Consider the following 18,009-nt stretch of genomic DNA (forward strand, 5'->3'; position numbering starts at 1 on the left):
GCTAATCTAGTACAGCCCCAAACGCTCAAAAGACAAATGGCATTTTTTATGCCAAATTTTGATGTGGATAACTTTATTTGGGCAACTGGGCAGTGGCAAGATGAGCATGGTTGTTTATATATTGGCAAGATGGCTTGTTTTTGGGCAGGCAATCAAGATAATAGCTTGTACCATCACCCTGTGATTACCCCAAAATTACTCAAAAATTTAAGCATTAGAAATAGCAAAACGTTTGAGAAATTGTTTGAATATTTGTGATGATTAAATTTAACTTTTTGCATTGGTATTGATGCCCTGCTTAACCAAGCAAACACACATTAATTGCCACCATGTGATCAAAATACGCTATAATATGCCCATTTGTACTTTAGGCGACAGCCATGACTGATTTGACCAAACCAAAAATCCTACTCGGCATCACAGGCGGTATCGCTGCTTATAAATCAGCAGTGCTTGCTCGTCTGCTCATCAAGGCAGGCTGTGAAGTGCGTGTGATGATGACGGCAGCAGCGTGCGAGTTTATCACGCCTTTGACCTTGCAGGCGTTGACTGGCAACGAAGTGCATACACAGCTTTTGGATGCAGAAGCCGAAAAGGGCATGGGGCATATTGAGCTTGCCAAATGGGCGGATGTGGTTGTGATTGCACCTGCATCCGCCAACACCATCGGCAAGCTTGCCACTGGTTTGGCGGACAATCTATTGACCACTGTATGTGTGGCGACAGATGCAGCGATTCTCATTATACCTGCCATGAATCAGCAGATGTGGGCAAATGCCATTGTGCAGGATAATCTGAATAAACTACAACGCTTCGGTTATCATCTCATCCATCCTGATAGTGGTGAGCAGGCGTGCGGCGATGTCGGGGCAGGGAGATTGCCTGAGCCTGAGGCGTTGAGCCAGACGATTTTGGCGTTTGTGGCTCGCCAAAGACTGCCGCAGTCATTGGCAGCTAAGACTGTCGTTATTACCGCAGGGGCGACACTTGAGCCGATTGATCCGGTGCGTTTTTTATCCAATCATTCCACAGGCAAGATGGGTTATGCACTGGCGGCGGCGTGTCGTGATGCTGGTGCGGATGTGGTGCTCGTCAGCGGTAAGCGTGTGGCATTGCAAGCACCCAAAGGCGTGCATCGCATTGATGTCGGCACGGCAGATGAGATGCTGTCGGTATGTCTAGATGTCTGCCGTACGGCGGATGTGTTCATCGCCACCGCTGCCGTGGCGGACTATAAGATGGCAACCATCGCCGCTCACAAAATCAAAAAAACCGATGGCGTGGATGGCATGACGCTAGAACTCATCAAAAATCCTGATGTGCTTGCCACCATCGCTAAGACTTATCCTGATGTGCTGACCGTTGGCTTTGCTGCTGAGACCCAAGATACCGAAAACTATGCCAAAGGCAAACTTATCGCCAAAAATCTTGACATGATTGCGGTCAATGATGTGTCTGATACCAGCATTGGCTTTGGCAGTGATGATAATGCGATGATGGTGTTTTTTGCTGATCAATACCAAAAAACTGCCCAAAAACTGCCCAAAGCACCAAAAACCACCATTGCAAGACAGCTTGTGGACTGTATTGCATTAATTAGTGATACTAATTAAAATATTAAATAAGTAAACTTAAGCCAAATTTTGCTTCATTTGTCAATCAAAAATCATGAGTGAAGATTCACAAAAATACATTGTTTATCGCTGATGATTTTTGTATTTTGACTTACTGGCGAATAATTTTTAGGATGGATTCATGACTGATTATAACGCATTTATCACACCTGTTGACCGTGCTTGGCAGGACACTTACCGCAAAAATAATTTGGACATTCAGCTTGTCATGCCTGAAGGTGTGAATAACTTGCTGGATTTTTTTGATGTCAATTTCCGTGCCAACCGTGGTCAAAAAGCCATCACCTTTATGGGCTATGACATCAGCTATGATGATTTGGATAAGCACAGCTTAAAAATCTCAGCTTATCTACAGTCGCTCGGTCTCAATCAAGGCGATAAAGTCGCGGTGATGATGCCAAATACGCCGCAGTATCTTGCGGTGATGATGGGGATTGTGCGAGCAGGTCTGGTGCTTGTGAATGTCAATCCTTTGTACACCGCTCACGAGCTTGAGCATCAGCTCAAAGATAGTGAAGCCAAGGTATTGTTTATCGTTGAGAACTTTGCCCATACCTTTGAAAAGGTGCAAGATAAAGGGCAAGTGGCTCATGTCATCACCACAGGCGTCGGTGATATGATGGGTGTCAAAGGCATCGTGATTAATACCGTTGTGCGTCATCTTAAAAAAATGGTGCCAAGCTATTGTATTCCTAACAAGAAAAATTTTAAAGATATCTTAAAAAATAACTTGCCATATACTCGCCCAAGCCTAACGCTGGATGATGTGGTGATTTTGCAGTACACAGGTGGTACGACAGGTGTCGCCAAGGGTGCGATGCTGACTCATGGCAACTTGATTGCCAATGTTGAGCAGTGTATGACCTATGTCAAATCAGGCTTTGATAAGGCGTATCAGCATGGCGAATATATGGCGGTGGCATTGCCCTTGTATCATATTTTCTCGTTTATGGTGACCATGCTTGGCATGAAGATGGGCTTTGCGATGCTACTGATTCCCAATGCGCGAGATTTTGATGATTTGACCAAGCAATTTGCCAAATATCGTCCGCAATTTTTCCCTGCGGTGAATACGCTATTTAATGCCCTTGCCAATCACAAAGGCTTTGGCAGTCTTGATCACAGCAATATGAAAATCTCACTTGGTGGCGGCATGGCGGTATTGCCTAGCACGGCTGAGGCGTGGGAGAAATTGACTGGCAATTACATCATTGAGGGGTATGGTTTGTCTGAGACATCACCTGTCTTGACCTTTAATCCGCTTGGCAGTTATACCGGCAAAATCGGCATTCCTTTTCCTTCTACCGACATTATCCTGCTGGATGAAGATGGCAATGAAGTCGCGATGGGTGAGGCAGGCGAGATTTGTGCCAAAGGCCCGCAGGTGATGAAAGGCTATTGGAATCAGCCTGAGGAAACTGCCAAAGTGATGACGGCTGATGGTTATTTTCGCACAGGCGACATCGGTGTGATGGATGAGCAGGGGTATTTCAAAATCGTCGATCGCAAAAAAGACATGATTTTGGTCTCAGGCTTTAATGTCTATCCTAACGAAGTCGAAGAAGTCATCGCCGCTCACCCACAAGTGCTAGAATGCGGTGCCATCGGTGTGCCTAATGAGCATAGCGGTGAGGTGGTTAAGGTCTTTGTGGTCAAAAAAGACGACAGTCTCACCGAAGCTGACATCAAAGCATGGGCGAAGAAAAATTTAACTGGCTACAAACGCCCAAAACAAATCGCCTTTGTGGATGAATTGCCCAAATCCAATGTCGGCAAAATCCTACGAAAAGAGCTTAGAAAGCTGTAGTCAGTAGATTTGCCAGTTATATCACAAGAGCATCGTACTTATACGGTGTTCTTTTTTTTGATCTCATGAATGGTGGGGGGATTCTGAACGGTTTGTAAAATTTTGCAATATTTTGGCGGTTTTGATTGATTTTACTTGGAAAATTATCCAAAACATGGTGTAATAGCTTACAACTGTATTCTTAAAAAATTCGCCAACATTCTTGTCATGCCGACCAACTTATGATAGATTTAAGAGGTATGCGATATTTGAGTCATCGTGTACGGCATGGTATCAAATGATGGATTTTTAGACATAAGGAAGTAGTATGACCGCACAAAATTTCACCATCCCCACCGACCGCCCATGGTATAAGACTTACCAAGAACACGGCATTGAGTTTGATTTTAGCTTACCAAGCAATGTAAATTCGCTTGTGGATGTCTTTGAGCAGGCATTTGCTGAGCATGGCGATAAGGTTGCTTTTACTTGCATGGATGCGTCTTTGACTTATCGTGATGTGGATAATTATAGCCGTCAAATTGCTGCTTATTTGCAGTCTTTGGGCTTGGTTAAGGGTGATAAAGTGGCGGTGATGATGCCAAACATTTTGCAATATCCGATTACGATGATTGGTGTTGTCCGTGCAGGTTTGACGCTGGTTAATGTCAATCCGCTCTACACGCCGCACGAGCTTGAGCATCAGTTGAATGACAGCGAGGCTAAGGCGTTATTTATCGTTGAAAACTTCGCTCAGACCTTTGAGAAAGTCGCCAACAAAGGGCAAGTTAAGCATGTCATTGTGGCGACACTTGGCGATATGCTTGGCTTTAAGGGTTTTATTGTCAATGCTGTGGTGCGTCATGTCAAAAAAATGGTGCCATCGTGGAATATCCCAGGGCATATCAGCTTTAAAGAAGCGCTCAATCAAGTACCAGCATCAGGCTACAACCGTCCGCAGCTTGCCCTTGATGACATCGCCGTCTTGCAGTACACAGGCGGTACGACAGGCGTCGCCAAAGGTGCGATGCTCACCCATGCCAATCTTGCGTCCAATGTTGAGCAGTGTATGCCTTTTGTGGGCAAGGTCTTCCCTGAAAAAGACTTATCGGGCCAATACATCGCCGTGGCACTGCCTTTGTATCATATTTTTTCGTTCACAGCGTGCGGTCTTTTGGGTATGAAAATGGGCTTTAGCATGCTGCTCATCACCAATCCGCGGGATTTTAAAGCGGTATGTAAAGACTATGCCAAATACCGTCCTGCCTTTTTCCCTGCGGTCAATACGCTGTTTAATGGATTGGTGCATGATGAGGGTTTTCGCGCACTTGACCACAGCAATCTAAAACTGTCCTTGGGCGGTGGTATGTCGGTCTTGTCCGACACTGCCAAAGCGTGGGAGCGTCTGACGGGTAATTATATCATCGAAGGTTATGGCTTGTCTGAGACTTCCCCAGTCTTGACACTAAACCCACCAGGTGGCTACACCGGCAAAATCGGCATCCCATTCCCAGCGACAGATATCAAGCTGCTAGACGATGATGGCAATGAAGTGGCAATGGGTGAGCCAGGTGAAATCTGTGCCAAAGGTCCACAGGTGATGCCAGGCTACTGGAATCGTCCTGATGAAACTGCCAAAGTGATGACTGCTGATGGCTATTTTCGCACTGGTGACATCGGCGTGATGGACGACAAGGGCTTTATTAAGATTGTTGACCGCAAAAAAGACATGATTTTGGTCTCGGGCTTTAATGTCTATCCAAACGAAGTCGAAGATGTGATGACTGCTCATCCAAAAATCCTAGAATGTGGCGTCATCGGCGTGTCAGATGAGCACAGTGGTGAAGTGCCAAAAATCTTCGTGGTCAAAAAAGATGCATCACTCACAGTCGAAGAAGTGCGTGCATGGGCAAAAGAAAACTTGACTGGCTACAAGCGTCCAAAATACATCGAGTTCATCAGCGAGCTACCGAAATCAAATGTCGGTAAGATTCTGCGTAAGGACTTGCGTAAGCTTGAAGAAAGTAAATAAGTAGAAATCATCCCAAAAGCCTGCCATCAGATGATGGTGGGTTTTTGTTTTGTGTTTTTGGGGATAACTTGTTAAAATAAGATAAATTTTATCATCCAAAAAGAGATTATTATGCGTATCGATGGCAGACAATTGAACGAACTTCGCCCAATCAGCTTCACCCGCCACTACACCAAGCACGCCGAAGGCTCGGTACTGGTGTGCTTTGGTGATACCAAAGTGCTTTGCACAGCCAGTGTTGAAGCAGGCGTGCCAAGATGGCTTAAGGGTCAAGGACAAGGCTGGCTGACTGCCGAATACGGTATGTTACCGCGCGCCACAGGCACTCGCACACAGCGTGAGGCGGCTCGTGGTAAGCAGTCAGGACGCACCCAAGAGATTCAGCGTCTGATTGGTCGCAGTCTGCGTGCGATGCTGGATTTATCCAAGCTTGGTGAGAATACCATCCATATCGACTGTGATGTCATCCAGGCTGATGGCGGTACCCGCACGGCAAGCATCTCAGGCGCTGCGGTGGCGTTGATTGATGCACTGGAATATCTACAACGAGAAAAGAAACTGACCCAAGATCCGCTACTGGGCTTGGTCGGTGCAGTATCGGTGGGTATCAAAGATGGCAAGGCGTATCTGGATCTCAATTATGCCGAAGACTCAACCTGCGATACTGATTTGAATGTGGTGATGACCCAAGCGGGCGGCTTTATCGAAATTCAAGGCACGGCAGAAGATAAGCCATTCACCCGAGCTGAAGCTGATAGTATGCTTAGTCTTGCCGAATCAGGCATCCGCCAAATCATCGAAGCGCAGCAGCAAGCACTAGGCTGGTAAGATGCTGACAGTCAATGATGATGGCGTCAGTATTCAGCTGTCAGGACAAGGCAGTGATCCGCTGTTTTGGTGGTCAGTGGGGCTACTGGTGCTTGGAATAATCGTGGCTGTGGTGTGTTTTACCATGCCTGTTGAGTACGCCATCGGCTCATTGTTTGTATTTGCGGTGGCGATGTTTGGATTTAATATCAAACGCCATCAAGCCAAGCGCCGTCATGTGTTTGGCGTTGGTGAGTTAAGACTTACACCCAAGCGATTTGCCATTGATGATAAATCCTTAACCCTATCTGAGACCGCTGAAGTGAGCATTGATGGCGCTTGGCTAATCATCAAAGATCGTGGGCTTGAGTATCGTTTTTCAGGTTTTGGCGATGATAAAGAGATGGCGGTAGCCAAGCAAGTGCTGGAAGGCAAATCCATCCAAAGTCGTAAAGTCAGCATTCGTATGGCTGATGGCTAAAGACGATCAATCAACAGGATCAAATCAATGCACTATATTGATAACATAAAGCGCACGCCTTTGATGGCTATGGCAGCTGTACTGATCGCATTAAGCGGTTGTCAGCCAAGCGACACCGATTCTAAAGCACAAAATGCAGCATCTAGGAGCGCCAACGATGTCTCGGCGCGCTGCAACAATCAGCTGATCAATCAAAGTTTTCACAATGCACGCTCTGATGTGCAAGTGGCTGGCTGCGGTACGGTTCGCGCCTTACTAAAAGACGATCTTAAAGGCAGTCGTCATCAAAAATTCATCGTCAATCTCGATGGTCATGATCAAACCGTGTTAATCGCCCATAACATTGACTTGGCACCGCGCATCGATGCGCTACAAAAAGGCGACTGGGTTGAGTTTTATGGTGAATACGAATACACCGATCAAGGTGGTGTGGTACATTGGACGCATCATGACCCTGCAGCGCGCCATCAAGATGGGTATATTTTGCACCAAAATCAGCGCTATCAATAAGCCTGTCAGCATCTGTATGCCGTGATCTGATGGTGCTGATCGGTTAATGCAGTGTTGATGCTTTGCTTGCTTGTCGGGATATGCTATTATAATGAGATTTATCCGCTGCCTAGGCCATCTTGATTTGGCAGCACCCATCGAGTAATGAGTCATGAAAACCACCAAACTTTCGTTGTCTGCATTGTCAGCTTCTGTATTGGCATGCTTAAGCATCCTGCAGATGCAGCAGGCGCATGCTGTTCCCAATCCCGTTTCTTTTATTGAAGAAACTGAAAACAATCCTGATGCCACATTGACCCAAGCGGCAGTGCTGACCACCAAAATCGAGGTGCATCCTAGTCAGCCAAAGCTTGTCGATGAGACAGTTATTGATACTAAAGTAACCAGCATTCAGACAGTAGACAGCGCTCAAAAGCCAGATCAGCAAGCATTGCTTGTCAGCTGCTCAACCCTCACACAAGATGCCATGCGTTTGGCTTGCTATGATACTTTGGCAGGCGGTGATGTACCAAACAGTATCGAAAATAAACGCCCGATCCGTTTGGGTGAGACCATTTGGCAAACCATCAAAGGCAATCCCCAGGTGGTATATAGCGACACCGCGCCAAGCGTGACACTCTCGGGTGATGAGCAAGGCGGCCTATCAGATGAAGATGCCAAGAACATTGAGCGCGTGGCCAAAAAATACACGCCACTTAGCTTATCTTTTGATTTGGATCGCAATAATACGCCGCTGTGGTCGACGCGTCCACACAATCCAATGTATGTACTGCCGCTGTTTGTCAATGGTAAACCAAACCGCCACCCAAGCACACCAAACCACGAGGTTGAGCATTTTACGGGTAATGAATTTCGAGCGCCTGAACTTAAATTTCAGCTGTCGGTTAAGGTAAAAGCAGCTGAGGATTTGCTGGGTACGGATGCAGATCTGTGGGTGGGCTATACTCAGCAGTCGCATTGGCAGGTATATAATGAGGATAACTCGCGCCCGTTTCGTGTGCATGACTATCAGCCAGAGATTTTTTTGACACAGCCAGTGTATTCTGATCTGCCTTGGGGTGGTAAGCTGCGCATGATCGGGGCAGGTGCGGTGCATCATTCTAATGGTGAGAGTGACAACTTATCGCGCTCTTGGAATCGCGCTTATCTGCTGGCAGGCATGGAATGGGGTCGATTGACCGTCATGCCGCGCCTGTGGGGGCGCATCCTAAAAGAGGGCAATGATCTACAACCAGATGATAATCCTGACATTTTGGATTATTATGGCTATGGCGATGTGCGTTTCTTGTATCAACTGCAAGATGATAGCAATGTCTCAGGCACGGTGCGCTATAACCCTAAATCTGGAAAAGGCGCGCTGCAGTTGGATTATGTGCGACCGCTGGGCAAAGGCGTCAGCGGCTATGTTCAGCTGTTCCAAGGCTATGGCCAGTCTTTGATTGATTATAATCATGAATCCACTGGCATCGGTTTTGGTTTGATGCTAAATGACTGGATGGGGCTGTAATCACCGATTGTGGCATCGCGATCAGCAGATGCCATCGATTACGACAGCATGATTGGCAAAGGATTGCGCATTGAAACCCATATCTCATATCAGCTCTGCCATCAGCCATCGACCATCGAACACCACTAAGCTTGCGGTGGCGCGATGGCTGCATCATCACAGCGCGCTGTGGCTGGCCAGATTTCGTCACGGCTGTGTGATCTGCGCCCAGTCTCATCATGGCAGCTCGATGCTCGATTTGATATGTGAGCATTGCCAATCACTCATCCCACTGCTGCCGCCGATTGTCAAGATTCCCCTAAGTCCATCCTTGCCATCAGATATGGCATCAAGTCATGTGCGCTTATTTTCGCTTAGCTATTATCAATATCCGATGAACCACTTGATCCAAAATTTTAAAGATCATGAGAATCTGCACGCATTATTGGCACTATATGCAGTACTTGCAAAACTGCCCAAACCCGTCGGATGCACCGCCAAAGACACGGTGATTTTACCGATACCGACGACGAGCAGTCGCATCCGTGCGCGCGGCTTTAATCCTGTGTTGATTTTGGCAAAATTCTTATCATGGCACTGGCAGCTGCCATTGTGGCAGGGGCTGGCGCGTCATGATGGCGTGCGCCATCAGCGAGGACTTAATCGCAGTGAGCGACTGGCCAACACCCAATCGGATTTTTACTTGACTAGCGCTGTACCGACACGGCAGGTGATTATTTTTGATGATGTGGTGACGACAGGATCAACTGTGGCAAGTGCAGCCAGACTACTAATTAGTAACGCACCAAAGCTGCGCATCATCTCTGTCTGTCTGGCGCATGGTAGCGCGGATTTTGGGCTTGATCGTGCATGAGTAAGACACTGTATAGGCATCATGGCGTGGACGAGCGCGGTTTTGGCTTGATTGAGGCTTTGGTGGCCTTGTTGTTATTGTCGATCGTGGCGATGGGTTTTTTATCGGTGCAAGGCAGGCTTATGATTACAAGCACTGATGCTGCATTTCACACCCAAGCGATACAGCTGATGAGCAATGATTATCATGCCATTCGATCGTTCTCATCCAGCCAAAAAGACAGCTATGCACAGACACTAAGACAAATCGCCCAATCGGCAGATGGCGGTATCGAGGCTTATCAGCGCACAGCCAATGCAGCGATCATTCACTGTTATCAGGGCTGCACACCTCAAGAGATGGCACGAAGTTTGGCGATCCGTTCGGCGCAGTCGGCTGGCAGATCGAAGATCGTTTTATCAGTCACGACTTGTGCGACAGGGCGCTGTTGGGTGGCGGCATGGGGTGATCAAGCCAGTGGCCTACTGAATAACTGCCCGCATCTGATGGTAAGAGCTGTCAATGATAAACTTAACAACTGCATCATGATGGGTGGGCTGTGAGACAAGTTCATACACAGCAGGGCATGAGTCTGATGGAGCTGGCGGTGGCGCTGCTGGTGAGCGCTTTGGTGGTGCTGTTGGCGGTTGGATTTTATGCCCAATCAGCAAAAACGACGCTACAAGCACAGTCGATGGCTGTGATGATCGACCAGCATATTTATGGCGTGGCAAGCCTGAATGAGCAGCTTAGACTGGCAGGTCTGGGCATGACATCACAGCCACAGGCGCTGCTGTGGGATCGCGAGCAGTTGCATGGCTTGACAGGCATCGATACCAAGCATCTGTCCAGTGCTGGCAGACATCCGAGTAATCTTACCATCGCCTCTGATCAGCTCACCGTGCGTTATGTGGCGCCTGCTGACATGCTTGACTGTGAAGGCAGCGTGGCCTTAGGCCCTCGGCGTGCGCGTTTGACCAATGGTCAGATGGCGCTGATTGATGGGCAAGTGGTGATCGAGCGGTATTTTGTCAATAAAGAGGCTGATGGCTCGTTGGCACTGCGTTGTGATGCGGCGCGCTATGTCACCGATGAGATCGAGCGAGACAGTACTCGTGATCGACGCGGACTTGGCAGTGCTTATACCAGTGCCATTATCGATCGCGCTGTGACGGATAGAGGCGTGCGCCGTGCCAATCAGGTTCGTGGTCTTGGCGATCAAGGAGAGCTGATGCTCTCTGAGATTGAGGGATTTTGGGTGCGCTGGATCGGCCAGCAGGCGCAATCTGTACAGGTTGGGCGCATGGATGAGGTGCAGTCTGAGATGCTTATTGATGGTGTGCAGATTGCCATCTTGGCGCAAGAGTTATCAGATGCAAATGCCGAAAACAATGTGCCAATATTTGACCAGCGGCTGTCATTAACAGATGATAAACCGCGCAAGCTATATCAGCTGCAGATCAGCTTTGTTAATGCTGGCACCTTGAGTGCAACTGACTTAAGCTTGCCTGCGGAGTGATGCTGATGACCAAGCTTTTTGGATGCAGCCATCGACAGCCATCAGCCCAAGCAGGCTTTGTCCTATTGATGGTGCTGGTGGTGATCTTGCTGATCAGCGGTGCCACTGTGCTGCTACTCAACCAAAATGCTGTGGATGCACGCAGCGCCATCTATCATCATGAGCAGCAATCCTTATACGCCGCTGCCGATACAGCGCTGGCATCCAGTTGGCAGCAGTCTGAGCATGAGTTATCAACGATGATCACCGATCGACCTGATGGCTGGCTGACAATGCTGATCAACTCTCAGCCCGAAAGTCATTATCCCATGGTCAAAAGCTGCGATGGCTGGCGCAGTTTTGGTGTCGGCATCAGTGATGGCCATCATGACTTACCCAAGACAGACTGTCCAGCGTACAGTCTAGGCTATGTGTGGCAGGCGGCCTATGCGCTGCCTGTGGGTGAGGATCATTATTTACATCATCTGACCAAGGCTAATGATGCCATGCACGCCAAAGCAGCTGATGAATCACACAAAGTATTAGCCCGGCATCGTCATGTTTTGATGTATGGCATTGCAGCGCAGCATAGGGCGGCAGCCGAGCCTTGTTTGGGTGAGTCACTGCTGCATGCTCACATCACCAGCTGTCTGATTGATCAGGGAGTACGGTATAAATTGGTTGCTGCTGAATGGCTGGTATCGGTTTATCAACATGATTCTGCAGAAGTTGACAGCATCACCGCGTCAGTCATCAAACTTAGAACCTATGATCTGCGCAATGTGCGTGAATAAAAAGACTGCATCAGCTGATAATGAGCCAATCAGTCACAAAAAACTGTGGCAAGCAGTGAAAAATTGGCAGAGTTATGATAGAATAGGCGGAATTTTTGTGGTGTCGTGGTTGGTATTGATAAATTGTAAAAAATTGTAACAATGCTAACAACTTTCTGTCTGGTCACGCAAAGGTTGTACAATTCTCAACCATTGTTTACACAAAGACATATAAACACCATAAAAACGGGGGTGACATTACACGAGAAATCGTATTAAAATGTAACCATCAATAACAAGATGTACTTGGATGCAGTTTTGGGTTTGGGTACATCGCTTTTAGGAGAAAGCTATGAAAGCTGTAAAACTATCTGTAGTTTCTGCTGCAGTTCTACTATCTACTTCTGCGATGGCAAATGTTGTGACTGACACAGGTGCAGCGGTTGTTGATGGTACTCGTACCATTTTCAGCACCTTGGTTAAGCCAGCGGCGGTAAGCGCTGAAGTTGGTACTTTGGGTTATGGTGCGAACATTGCTTGGGCAGTGAACGACACTGTTGAGCTACAAGCTGGTTGGGCTGGTGGCGACATCGCTGAAGCTGTAAACGACAACTTTGACGCTAACGGCGTAAACTATCAAGTTGAAACTGATTTTTCTAACCCATACCTAGGCGTTCAAATGCGTCCTGCTGCAAACTGGTTCACTGTTGGCGCTGGTATCATCGTACCTGACAACGATATCCAAGTTCGTTCTAACCCTGTTGACAGCACCAATGGCGCTATCTATCGTATCGGTGGTCAAGATGTATCTGCTAAAGCTTTGGGTACACTTGAAGGTACTGTTGAGCATCGCAACAAACTTGCTCCTTACATGACTGTTGGCTTCCGTCCAAACCTACACAACAACTGGGGTGTGTTTGGTGAGCTAGGTGCAGCATATCTAGGTAAAACTGATGCGACTGTTACCGCTGTAAATGGTGATGGCACTTTGTCACCAACTGCTCAAAAAGCTTACGCTGAACAAGCTGAACGCGATATCGAAGGCGAAGATTACGCGCGTTGGTTCCCAATCGCTAAAGTTGGTGTAACTTACCGCTTCTAATCACGATCTGATCGTGAACAAAACGATGCTACTTGTGTGGCATCGTTTTTTTTTGTGGGTGATTGTATTGACTTCTTATCAAAATCCAAGCCATCCAAAATCCGCCTTAAGCATCCAACCGAAAAATTGCTGATAACTGTAGGCTTGGATGAATAAAGGCTTGATGGCCATTACTTAGCTTTATTTGACCGCTATGAGTTGGACTAATGTCGATCACATATTGTCCAAAGTCCACACCCATGCCTTGTGTGAGTGTACCGCCATGTAGCTTAATCCAAGCTTCTTTTAATTGCCAGAGGATTTGCCGATAGATGGCTTGGGTGTCTGATGGATAAGAGTACAGGATTAAATTTTCATGTTGACCAAAAAATCGTTGTGCCACCGCTTGAGAAATCACTCGAGTCTCGACATCGATGCCGCACGGATAGGGGCTGATGATCAGTGCCACGCAGTCTTGGGAGTGACTAAAGCTGACAAAGCTATGATAGCCATTTGCCATCAGCCGATAAGGAAAACTGCTTTCATCTAATATTGCTTGTTGATCAAAATGTGTCAGTACAACATCGAGCAAAGCACGCACAGCCTTAGATTGCAATGACTGATCGGCGCCTGTCATCCGTGCATGTGCGATGATGGCAGATCCGATTGAATGTATCCAAGGCGTATGAATGATCGACATGATGTAACGATGGCTAGGTGATATTTGGGTAATAAAAAAAGCCCAAATAACTTTGAGCTTTTTACAGAGGTCTTAATTAGTAAGATAATTCAGCACGGCGGTTTTGTGACCATGCTTCTTCACCAGTACCTGTGGCGACTGGACGCTCTTCACCAAAGCTTACAATCTCAACATTGGCTTGATTGACGCCTTTACCAAGCAGATAGCTACGCACCGCAGCAGCACGACGCTCGCCCAGTGACATATTATACTCACGGCTGCCACGCTCATCAGTATGGCCAGCGACCAGTACGCGTGCCGTCTGATTGGCACTCAAAAACTGTGCTTGGGTATCCAAGATGGCAGCGGCTTCTGGCTTGATGACATCAGAATCAAAATCAAAATGCACCAAGCTTGGCAGATTGGCAGCAGCGGCCTTGATGGCATCGCTGTTAGCCACCAAAGGAGCATTGGCGTTATATACAGGACCAGTGTAGCCAGTCGGTGCATTTGGCGCGACCACAACGCCGCCAGATTTGCTGGCACAGCCTGTGGTGATGGTCAAAGCAGCCAATACAGCAGAGGCGATGGTAAGCTTAAGATGTGACATAAGAACACCTTTATTTGTAATTATCTGATATGAATGATGCAAATATTTGCATGGATGTGACTATAATGACAAATTTACAACAATTTTACAAGAACTTTTTGCATTCATTTTTCAAATTATTACGCTAAGTGAAACAAATTACTGTGCATAAAATGATGGATCATTAGTACAATGCCTGATGCGATAAAATGATAAGCGATACAGCCATCAAACATGGAGATGCTTTCATTCGTACTTGATTTTTGGTAGTATGATGCGTAATTTTTATTTGATCAGTTGAGTAATGTGATGACAAACCAACAACCCACCAAAATTTATCTAAAAGATTATACGCCACCAAGCTTTGATGTCACAAAAGTGGATTTGGACATTCAGCTATTTGACGAGTATGCCACGGTATATAGCAAGCTTTTGATGCATCGCCGATATGATGGCAAGCTTGTGCTGCTTGGTCGATCGCTTGAGTTACAAAGTATCTGTGTGAATGGCAAGTCGTTGTCAGCAGATGAGTACACGCTCGATGACGAAAGTCTGACACTGCATGATGCCGCCGATGAGTTGACCATTGAGACGGTGGTGCGTATCACGCCACAGACCAACACCACGCTTGAGGGCTTATATCAATCAGGTCAAGGTGATGAGCTGATGTTTGTGACGCAGTGTGAGCCTGAAGGGTTTCGTAAGATTACCTATTTTCCTGACCGTCCTGATGTCTTGACGGAGTACACCACGCGGCTTGAAGCACCCAAGCGTTTTAAGACCTTGCTTGCTAATGGCAACCTGATCGAATCGGGTGATGTTGGTGATGATCGCCACTTTACCATTTGGCATGATCCCACCAAAAAACCAAGCTATCTATTCGCTGCTGTCATCGCCAATTTGGAAGTGCTCAGTGACAGCTACACCACCATCGAGGGTCGTGATGTCTTATTAGAAGTATATGCATCGGCGCATGATATTGATAAATGCCATGTCGGTATGCAGGCACTCAAAGACGCGATGAAATGGGATGAGGATAATTATGGTCGTGCTTATGACCTTGACCGCTATATGATCGTTGCGACCAGTCAGTTTAATATGGGGGCGATGGAAAACAAGGGTCTGAATATCTTTAACACAAGCTGTGTGCTATCAAGTCCAGAGACGACAAGTGATGAGCGCAGTTTTAATGTCAAATCAGTGATTGCTCATGAGTATTTTCACAACTGGACAGGCAACCGCATTACCTGCCGTGACTGGTTTCAGCTGTGCCTAAAAGAAGGCTTTACGGTATTTCGTGACCAAAGTTTCTCAGGGGATTTTCGCTCAAAAGCGGTTCAGCGTATCGAAGATGTCGCATTGCTACGCTCAGCACAGTTTGCCGAAGATGCAGGTACATTGGCACACCCTGTCCGACCAGAGAGTTTTGTTGAGATTAACAATTTTTACACCATGACCATCTATGAAAAAGGTGCAGAAATTGTGCGTATGCTTGCCAATTTATTGGGTAAAGAAAAATTCCGCCAAGGCACCGATGAATATTTTCGCCGATATGACGGCATGGCGGTGACGGTTGAAGATTTCTTGTCTGCTTTGTCTGTCGCTGATGAGCGAGTGTCGCTATTTATGCCTTGGTATCGTCAGCCGGGTACACCTGTGCTGTCAGGCTCATCACGCATTGATGGTGACACAGTGGTGGTGAGTCTTGCCCAAGTCACTCGCCATGTGCCAAATTATGATGCGCCGATTGCACTGCCTATCCCTGTGGATACAGCGATTTTTGATAGTGTGACAGGTGAGATGCTGGCAAGTCAGATGCTACTATTGACCAAAGATCAAGATGAATTTGTCTTTGATGGTATCCAGCTAAGTGACGGTGCGCACCCTGTGGTGTCGGTGCTGCGTAATTTTTCCGCACCTGTGAAGCTTGACTTTAATTATACGGATGAAGATTTGGCACGCCTAGTGGCATTTGAGACCGAAGGCTTTAACCAATGGCAGGCCCTGCAAACTTTGGTGAATCGTTGGTTGTTTGGCAATAGCGATGATGCTGCCATCTTGACCGATGCACTAAAAACCGCTGTCACCAAGCTCAAAGACACTGATCCGATGCTGGCTGCGCGTCTATTTGATTTGCCAAGCGAAAAAGAGCTTGCGATGGCGTATGATACTGACTATGACCCTGTGGCGGTCAAGGCACGCCGTGATAAGCTCAAAGCGCTGATTGCACAGGCATTGTCTGATGTGGTATCGGATTGGTATGCATCACTTGGTAATGAAGTTTATGCCGATACGCCTGATGCTCGTGGTCGTCGCCTGCTAAAAAATGTCCTACTTGACTTATCATTGACGGCAGGCGTGGACGGTGCGGATGCTTTGGCGTATGAGCAGTACAAAAACGCATCATGTATGAGTGAACGATTGGGTGCATTGATAGCGATTATTCATCATAATCTTGAACAAAAACAAACGTTTATCGATGATTTTTATAGTCGATTTAGCGATGAAGATTTGGTGATTGATACTTGGCTTGCTGCCCAAACATCAGCAAGCCATACCAGTATTGATGAGATTGCAGGCTTGATGGCTCGTGATGATTTTGATTGGAATACACCAAACCGTGTGCGTGCTGTGCTTAGTACTTTGGCAGCAAAGCCTGTGCAGCTATGGAGCGAAGCGGGTGTAGCACTGTGTCTATCAGCAGTTGAGCGGCTCGATGGCAGTAATCCGCTCATGGCGGCTCGACTATTGACAGCTTTAGCTCGTTGGCAGACATTGTCAAGCGAACCAAAAGTTGTGATTAAACAAAAACTTGAAAGCTTACAAACCAAAGCCAAATCCAAAAATGTCCTTGAGTTTTTGGGCAATATGCTAAACGGCTGATATCGGGTTTGTGACCCAAATAAAGACAGGTGTATGCCTGTCTTTTTTTATCGTTTATTTGCTTTTGTGTCGTGGATGATTGTTGTTAATTATAAAAAGTGTTATAATGATTTATTTATTAAACAACTGATTAAAACAATGATGGGTATCTGATGAAAGGTAAGATTTTAGATTTTTCGGTGGCGCAAGGCGGTGGCCTGATCTTAGGTAGTGATGGCACACGCTATTTGTTCAATGCTGAACAGTGGCATGGTCAAAGCTTGCCAAAAGTGGGGCAGGATGTGGATTTTAATATCGATGATGCACACAAGGCGATTGATATTTATCCTGATGTTTATGCGGTGCCTGCACAGAGTCAGTCAGCGGTTAAGCTTGATGAGATTGGCTCTAAGGTGAATGATTCGTTTAATAAATTTGCCACAGATATCAATAACAGCTTGGTCAAAATCAATAGCAAAGAGACGCCATCGACTTTTGTAGATTATGCAGTGCAAGCAGTCACCAAAAATTTTGCCAATTTCAATGGTCGTGCGCGTCGCAAAGAGTACTGGGGCGCGATGCTCATCTATATCATTGTCGCTGTCATTTTGTCGATGCTGATGAATATTGCTTTTTGGATTTCGGAATATTTGTCGTACTTTTTTGTACTAGTGGCATCGATTTTTTATTTGGCGACGATTGTGCCAATCATTGCACTGACCGTGCGCCGTCTGCATGATATTGATAAATCTGGCTGGTGGTATTGGATTTCGCTTGTACCACTCATTGGTGGGATTTGGCTATTGATTTTGCTATGTACCGAAGGTACACGTGGCGACAATCGATTTGGTGCTGACCCAAAGTCACTTGAGCGATAAAAGCGTGTGACTGATGATAAGACAGGTGATTGCCTGTCTTTTTTATCGCCAAAAACGCCA

General features: G+C 46.8%; 17 protein-coding genes. 15 read left to right on the forward strand and 2 right to left on the reverse strand.

Going from position 1 to position 18,009, the window contains the following annotated elements; all coding sequences use genetic code 11:
* The first annotated feature begins 48 nt into the window (after window positions 1-48).
* The 13 genes from B0681_RS00005 to B0681_RS00065 all read left to right on the forward strand — a co-directional run bounded on the left by B0681_RS00005 (window position 49) and on the right by B0681_RS00065 (window position 12,962).
* Window positions 49-258 carry a hypothetical protein gene (locus B0681_RS00005; RefSeq protein WP_143821206.1) on the forward strand — a complete coding sequence of 70 codons (210 nt, stop codon included), beginning with the start codon at window positions 49-51 and terminating at the stop codon, window positions 256-258.
* A gap of 122 nt (window positions 259-380) precedes the next feature.
* Window positions 381-1,613 carry a bifunctional phosphopantothenoylcysteine decarboxylase/phosphopantothenate--cysteine ligase CoaBC gene (gene coaBC / locus B0681_RS00010; RefSeq protein ID WP_078316711.1) on the forward strand — a complete coding sequence of 411 codons (1,233 nt, stop codon included), beginning with the start codon at window positions 381-383 and terminating at the stop codon, window positions 1,611-1,613.
* A 142-nt stretch (window positions 1,614-1,755) separates the two neighbouring features.
* The gene (locus B0681_RS00015) at window positions 1,756-3,441 is read left to right on the forward strand and encodes an AMP-binding protein (protein ID WP_078316712.1); all 1,686 of its coding nucleotides are present in this window, start codon (window positions 1,756-1,758) and stop codon (window positions 3,439-3,441) included.
* A 307-nt stretch (window positions 3,442-3,748) separates the two neighbouring features.
* Window positions 3,749-5,452: an AMP-binding protein gene (locus B0681_RS00020; protein ID WP_078316713.1), complete on the forward strand. Its 1,704-nt coding sequence runs from the start codon at window positions 3,749-3,751 to the stop codon at window positions 5,450-5,452.
* Between the two features lie 111 nt (window positions 5,453-5,563).
* Window positions 5,564-6,280, forward strand: coding sequence for a ribonuclease PH (rph, locus tag B0681_RS00025; RefSeq protein ID WP_078316714.1), 717 nt, complete (start codon window positions 5,564-5,566; stop codon window positions 6,278-6,280).
* Between the two features lies 1 nt (window position 6,281).
* Window positions 6,282-6,740, forward strand: coding sequence for a hypothetical protein (locus tag B0681_RS00030; RefSeq protein WP_078316715.1), 459 nt, complete (start codon window positions 6,282-6,284; stop codon window positions 6,738-6,740).
* 27 nt (window positions 6,741-6,767) lie between these two features.
* The gene (locus B0681_RS00035; RefSeq protein ID WP_078316716.1) at window positions 6,768-7,250 is read left to right on the forward strand and encodes a DUF3465 domain-containing protein; all 483 of its coding nucleotides are present in this window, start codon (window positions 6,768-6,770) and stop codon (window positions 7,248-7,250) included.
* A gap of 151 nt (window positions 7,251-7,401) precedes the next feature.
* Complete coding sequence (locus tag B0681_RS00040) at window positions 7,402-8,757, forward strand: phospholipase A (RefSeq protein WP_078316717.1); 1,356 nt, start codon at window positions 7,402-7,404, stop codon at window positions 8,755-8,757.
* A gap of 70 nt (window positions 8,758-8,827) precedes the next feature.
* A complete protein-coding gene (locus B0681_RS00045; protein WP_078316718.1) occupies window positions 8,828-9,610 on the forward strand; it encodes a ComF family protein in 783 nt (260 codons plus the stop codon).
* Window positions 9,607-10,152, forward strand: coding sequence for a type IV pilus modification PilV family protein (locus tag B0681_RS00050; RefSeq protein WP_078316719.1), 546 nt, complete (start codon window positions 9,607-9,609; stop codon window positions 10,150-10,152). Before B0681_RS00045 ends, B0681_RS00050 begins: the two co-directional genes overlap by 4 nt.
* Window positions 10,149-11,108 (forward strand): hypothetical protein, encoded by a 960-nt coding sequence (locus B0681_RS00055; RefSeq protein ID WP_078316720.1) that lies wholly within the window; start codon window positions 10,149-10,151, stop codon window positions 11,106-11,108. Before B0681_RS00050 ends, B0681_RS00055 begins: the two co-directional genes overlap by 4 nt.
* Window positions 11,109-11,113: 5 nt before the next feature.
* A complete protein-coding gene (locus B0681_RS00060) occupies window positions 11,114-11,881 on the forward strand; it encodes a hypothetical protein (protein ID WP_143821207.1) in 768 nt (255 codons plus the stop codon).
* A 331-nt stretch (window positions 11,882-12,212) separates the two neighbouring features.
* A complete protein-coding gene (locus B0681_RS00065) occupies window positions 12,213-12,962 on the forward strand; it encodes a hypothetical protein (protein WP_078316722.1) in 750 nt (249 codons plus the stop codon).
* A gap of 106 nt (window positions 12,963-13,068) precedes the next feature.
* On the opposite strand, the gene B0681_RS00070 is transcribed toward B0681_RS00065, so the two are convergent.
* Window positions 13,069-13,641: a 4'-phosphopantetheinyl transferase family protein gene (locus tag B0681_RS00070; RefSeq protein WP_078316723.1), complete on the reverse strand. Its 573-nt coding sequence runs from the start codon at window positions 13,639-13,641 to the stop codon at window positions 13,069-13,071.
* 76 nt (window positions 13,642-13,717) lie between these two features.
* Complete coding sequence (gene pal, locus B0681_RS00075; protein ID WP_078316724.1) at window positions 13,718-14,230, reverse strand: peptidoglycan-associated lipoprotein Pal; 513 nt, start codon at window positions 14,228-14,230, stop codon at window positions 13,718-13,720.
* A 288-nt stretch (window positions 14,231-14,518) separates the two neighbouring features.
* On the opposite strand from pal, the gene pepN reads away from it, so the two are divergent.
* Together pepN and B0681_RS00085 are read left to right on the forward strand one after the other, a co-directional pair.
* Window positions 14,519-17,092, forward strand: coding sequence for an aminopeptidase N (gene pepN / locus B0681_RS00080; RefSeq protein ID WP_078316725.1), 2,574 nt, complete (start codon window positions 14,519-14,521; stop codon window positions 17,090-17,092).
* A 152-nt stretch (window positions 17,093-17,244) separates the two neighbouring features.
* Window positions 17,245-17,949 (forward strand): DUF805 domain-containing protein, encoded by a 705-nt coding sequence (locus tag B0681_RS00085; protein ID WP_078316726.1) that lies wholly within the window; start codon window positions 17,245-17,247, stop codon window positions 17,947-17,949.
* Window positions 17,950-18,009 lie beyond the last annotated feature (60 nt).

Origin of the sequence: Moraxella porci DSM 25326 (genome assembly GCF_002014855.1) — a bacterium.
GTDB lineage: Bacteria > Pseudomonadota > Gammaproteobacteria > Pseudomonadales > Moraxellaceae > Moraxella > Moraxella porci.

Excerpts from the sequence above, each read along its gene's own strand:
- pal (WP_078316724.1), bottom strand. The coding sequence starts at position 14,230 with ATGTCACATCTTAAGCTTACCATCGCCTCTGCTGTATTGGCTGCTTTG.
- B0681_RS00065 (WP_078316722.1), top strand. The coding sequence starts at position 12,213 with ATGAAAGCTGTAAAACTATCTGTAGTTTCTGCTGCAGTTCTACTATCT.
- B0681_RS00020 (WP_078316713.1), top strand. The coding sequence starts at position 3,749 with ATGACCGCACAAAATTTCACCATCCCCACCGACCGCCCATGGTATAAG.
- B0681_RS00030 (WP_078316715.1), top strand. The coding sequence starts at position 6,282 with ATGCTGACAGTCAATGATGATGGCGTCAGTATTCAGCTGTCAGGACAA.
- B0681_RS00070 (WP_078316723.1), bottom strand. The coding sequence starts at position 13,641 with ATGTCGATCATTCATACGCCTTGGATACATTCAATCGGATCTGCCATC.
- B0681_RS00085 (WP_078316726.1), top strand. The coding sequence starts at position 17,245 with ATGAAAGGTAAGATTTTAGATTTTTCGGTGGCGCAAGGCGGTGGCCTG.
- B0681_RS00060 (WP_143821207.1), top strand. The coding sequence starts at position 11,114 with ATGACCAAGCTTTTTGGATGCAGCCATCGACAGCCATCAGCCCAAGCA.
- B0681_RS00015 (WP_078316712.1), top strand. The coding sequence starts at position 1,756 with ATGACTGATTATAACGCATTTATCACACCTGTTGACCGTGCTTGGCAG.
- coaBC (WP_078316711.1), top strand. The coding sequence starts at position 381 with ATGACTGATTTGACCAAACCAAAAATCCTACTCGGCATCACAGGCGGT.
- B0681_RS00050 (WP_078316719.1), top strand. The coding sequence starts at position 9,607 with ATGAGTAAGACACTGTATAGGCATCATGGCGTGGACGAGCGCGGTTTT.
- pepN (WP_078316725.1), top strand. The coding sequence starts at position 14,519 with ATGACAAACCAACAACCCACCAAAATTTATCTAAAAGATTATACGCCA.
- B0681_RS00035 (WP_078316716.1), top strand. The coding sequence starts at position 6,768 with ATGCACTATATTGATAACATAAAGCGCACGCCTTTGATGGCTATGGCA.
- rph (WP_078316714.1), top strand. The coding sequence starts at position 5,564 with ATGCGTATCGATGGCAGACAATTGAACGAACTTCGCCCAATCAGCTTC.
- B0681_RS00005 (WP_143821206.1), top strand. The coding sequence starts at position 49 with ATGCCAAATTTTGATGTGGATAACTTTATTTGGGCAACTGGGCAGTGG.
- B0681_RS00040 (WP_078316717.1), top strand. The coding sequence starts at position 7,402 with ATGAAAACCACCAAACTTTCGTTGTCTGCATTGTCAGCTTCTGTATTG.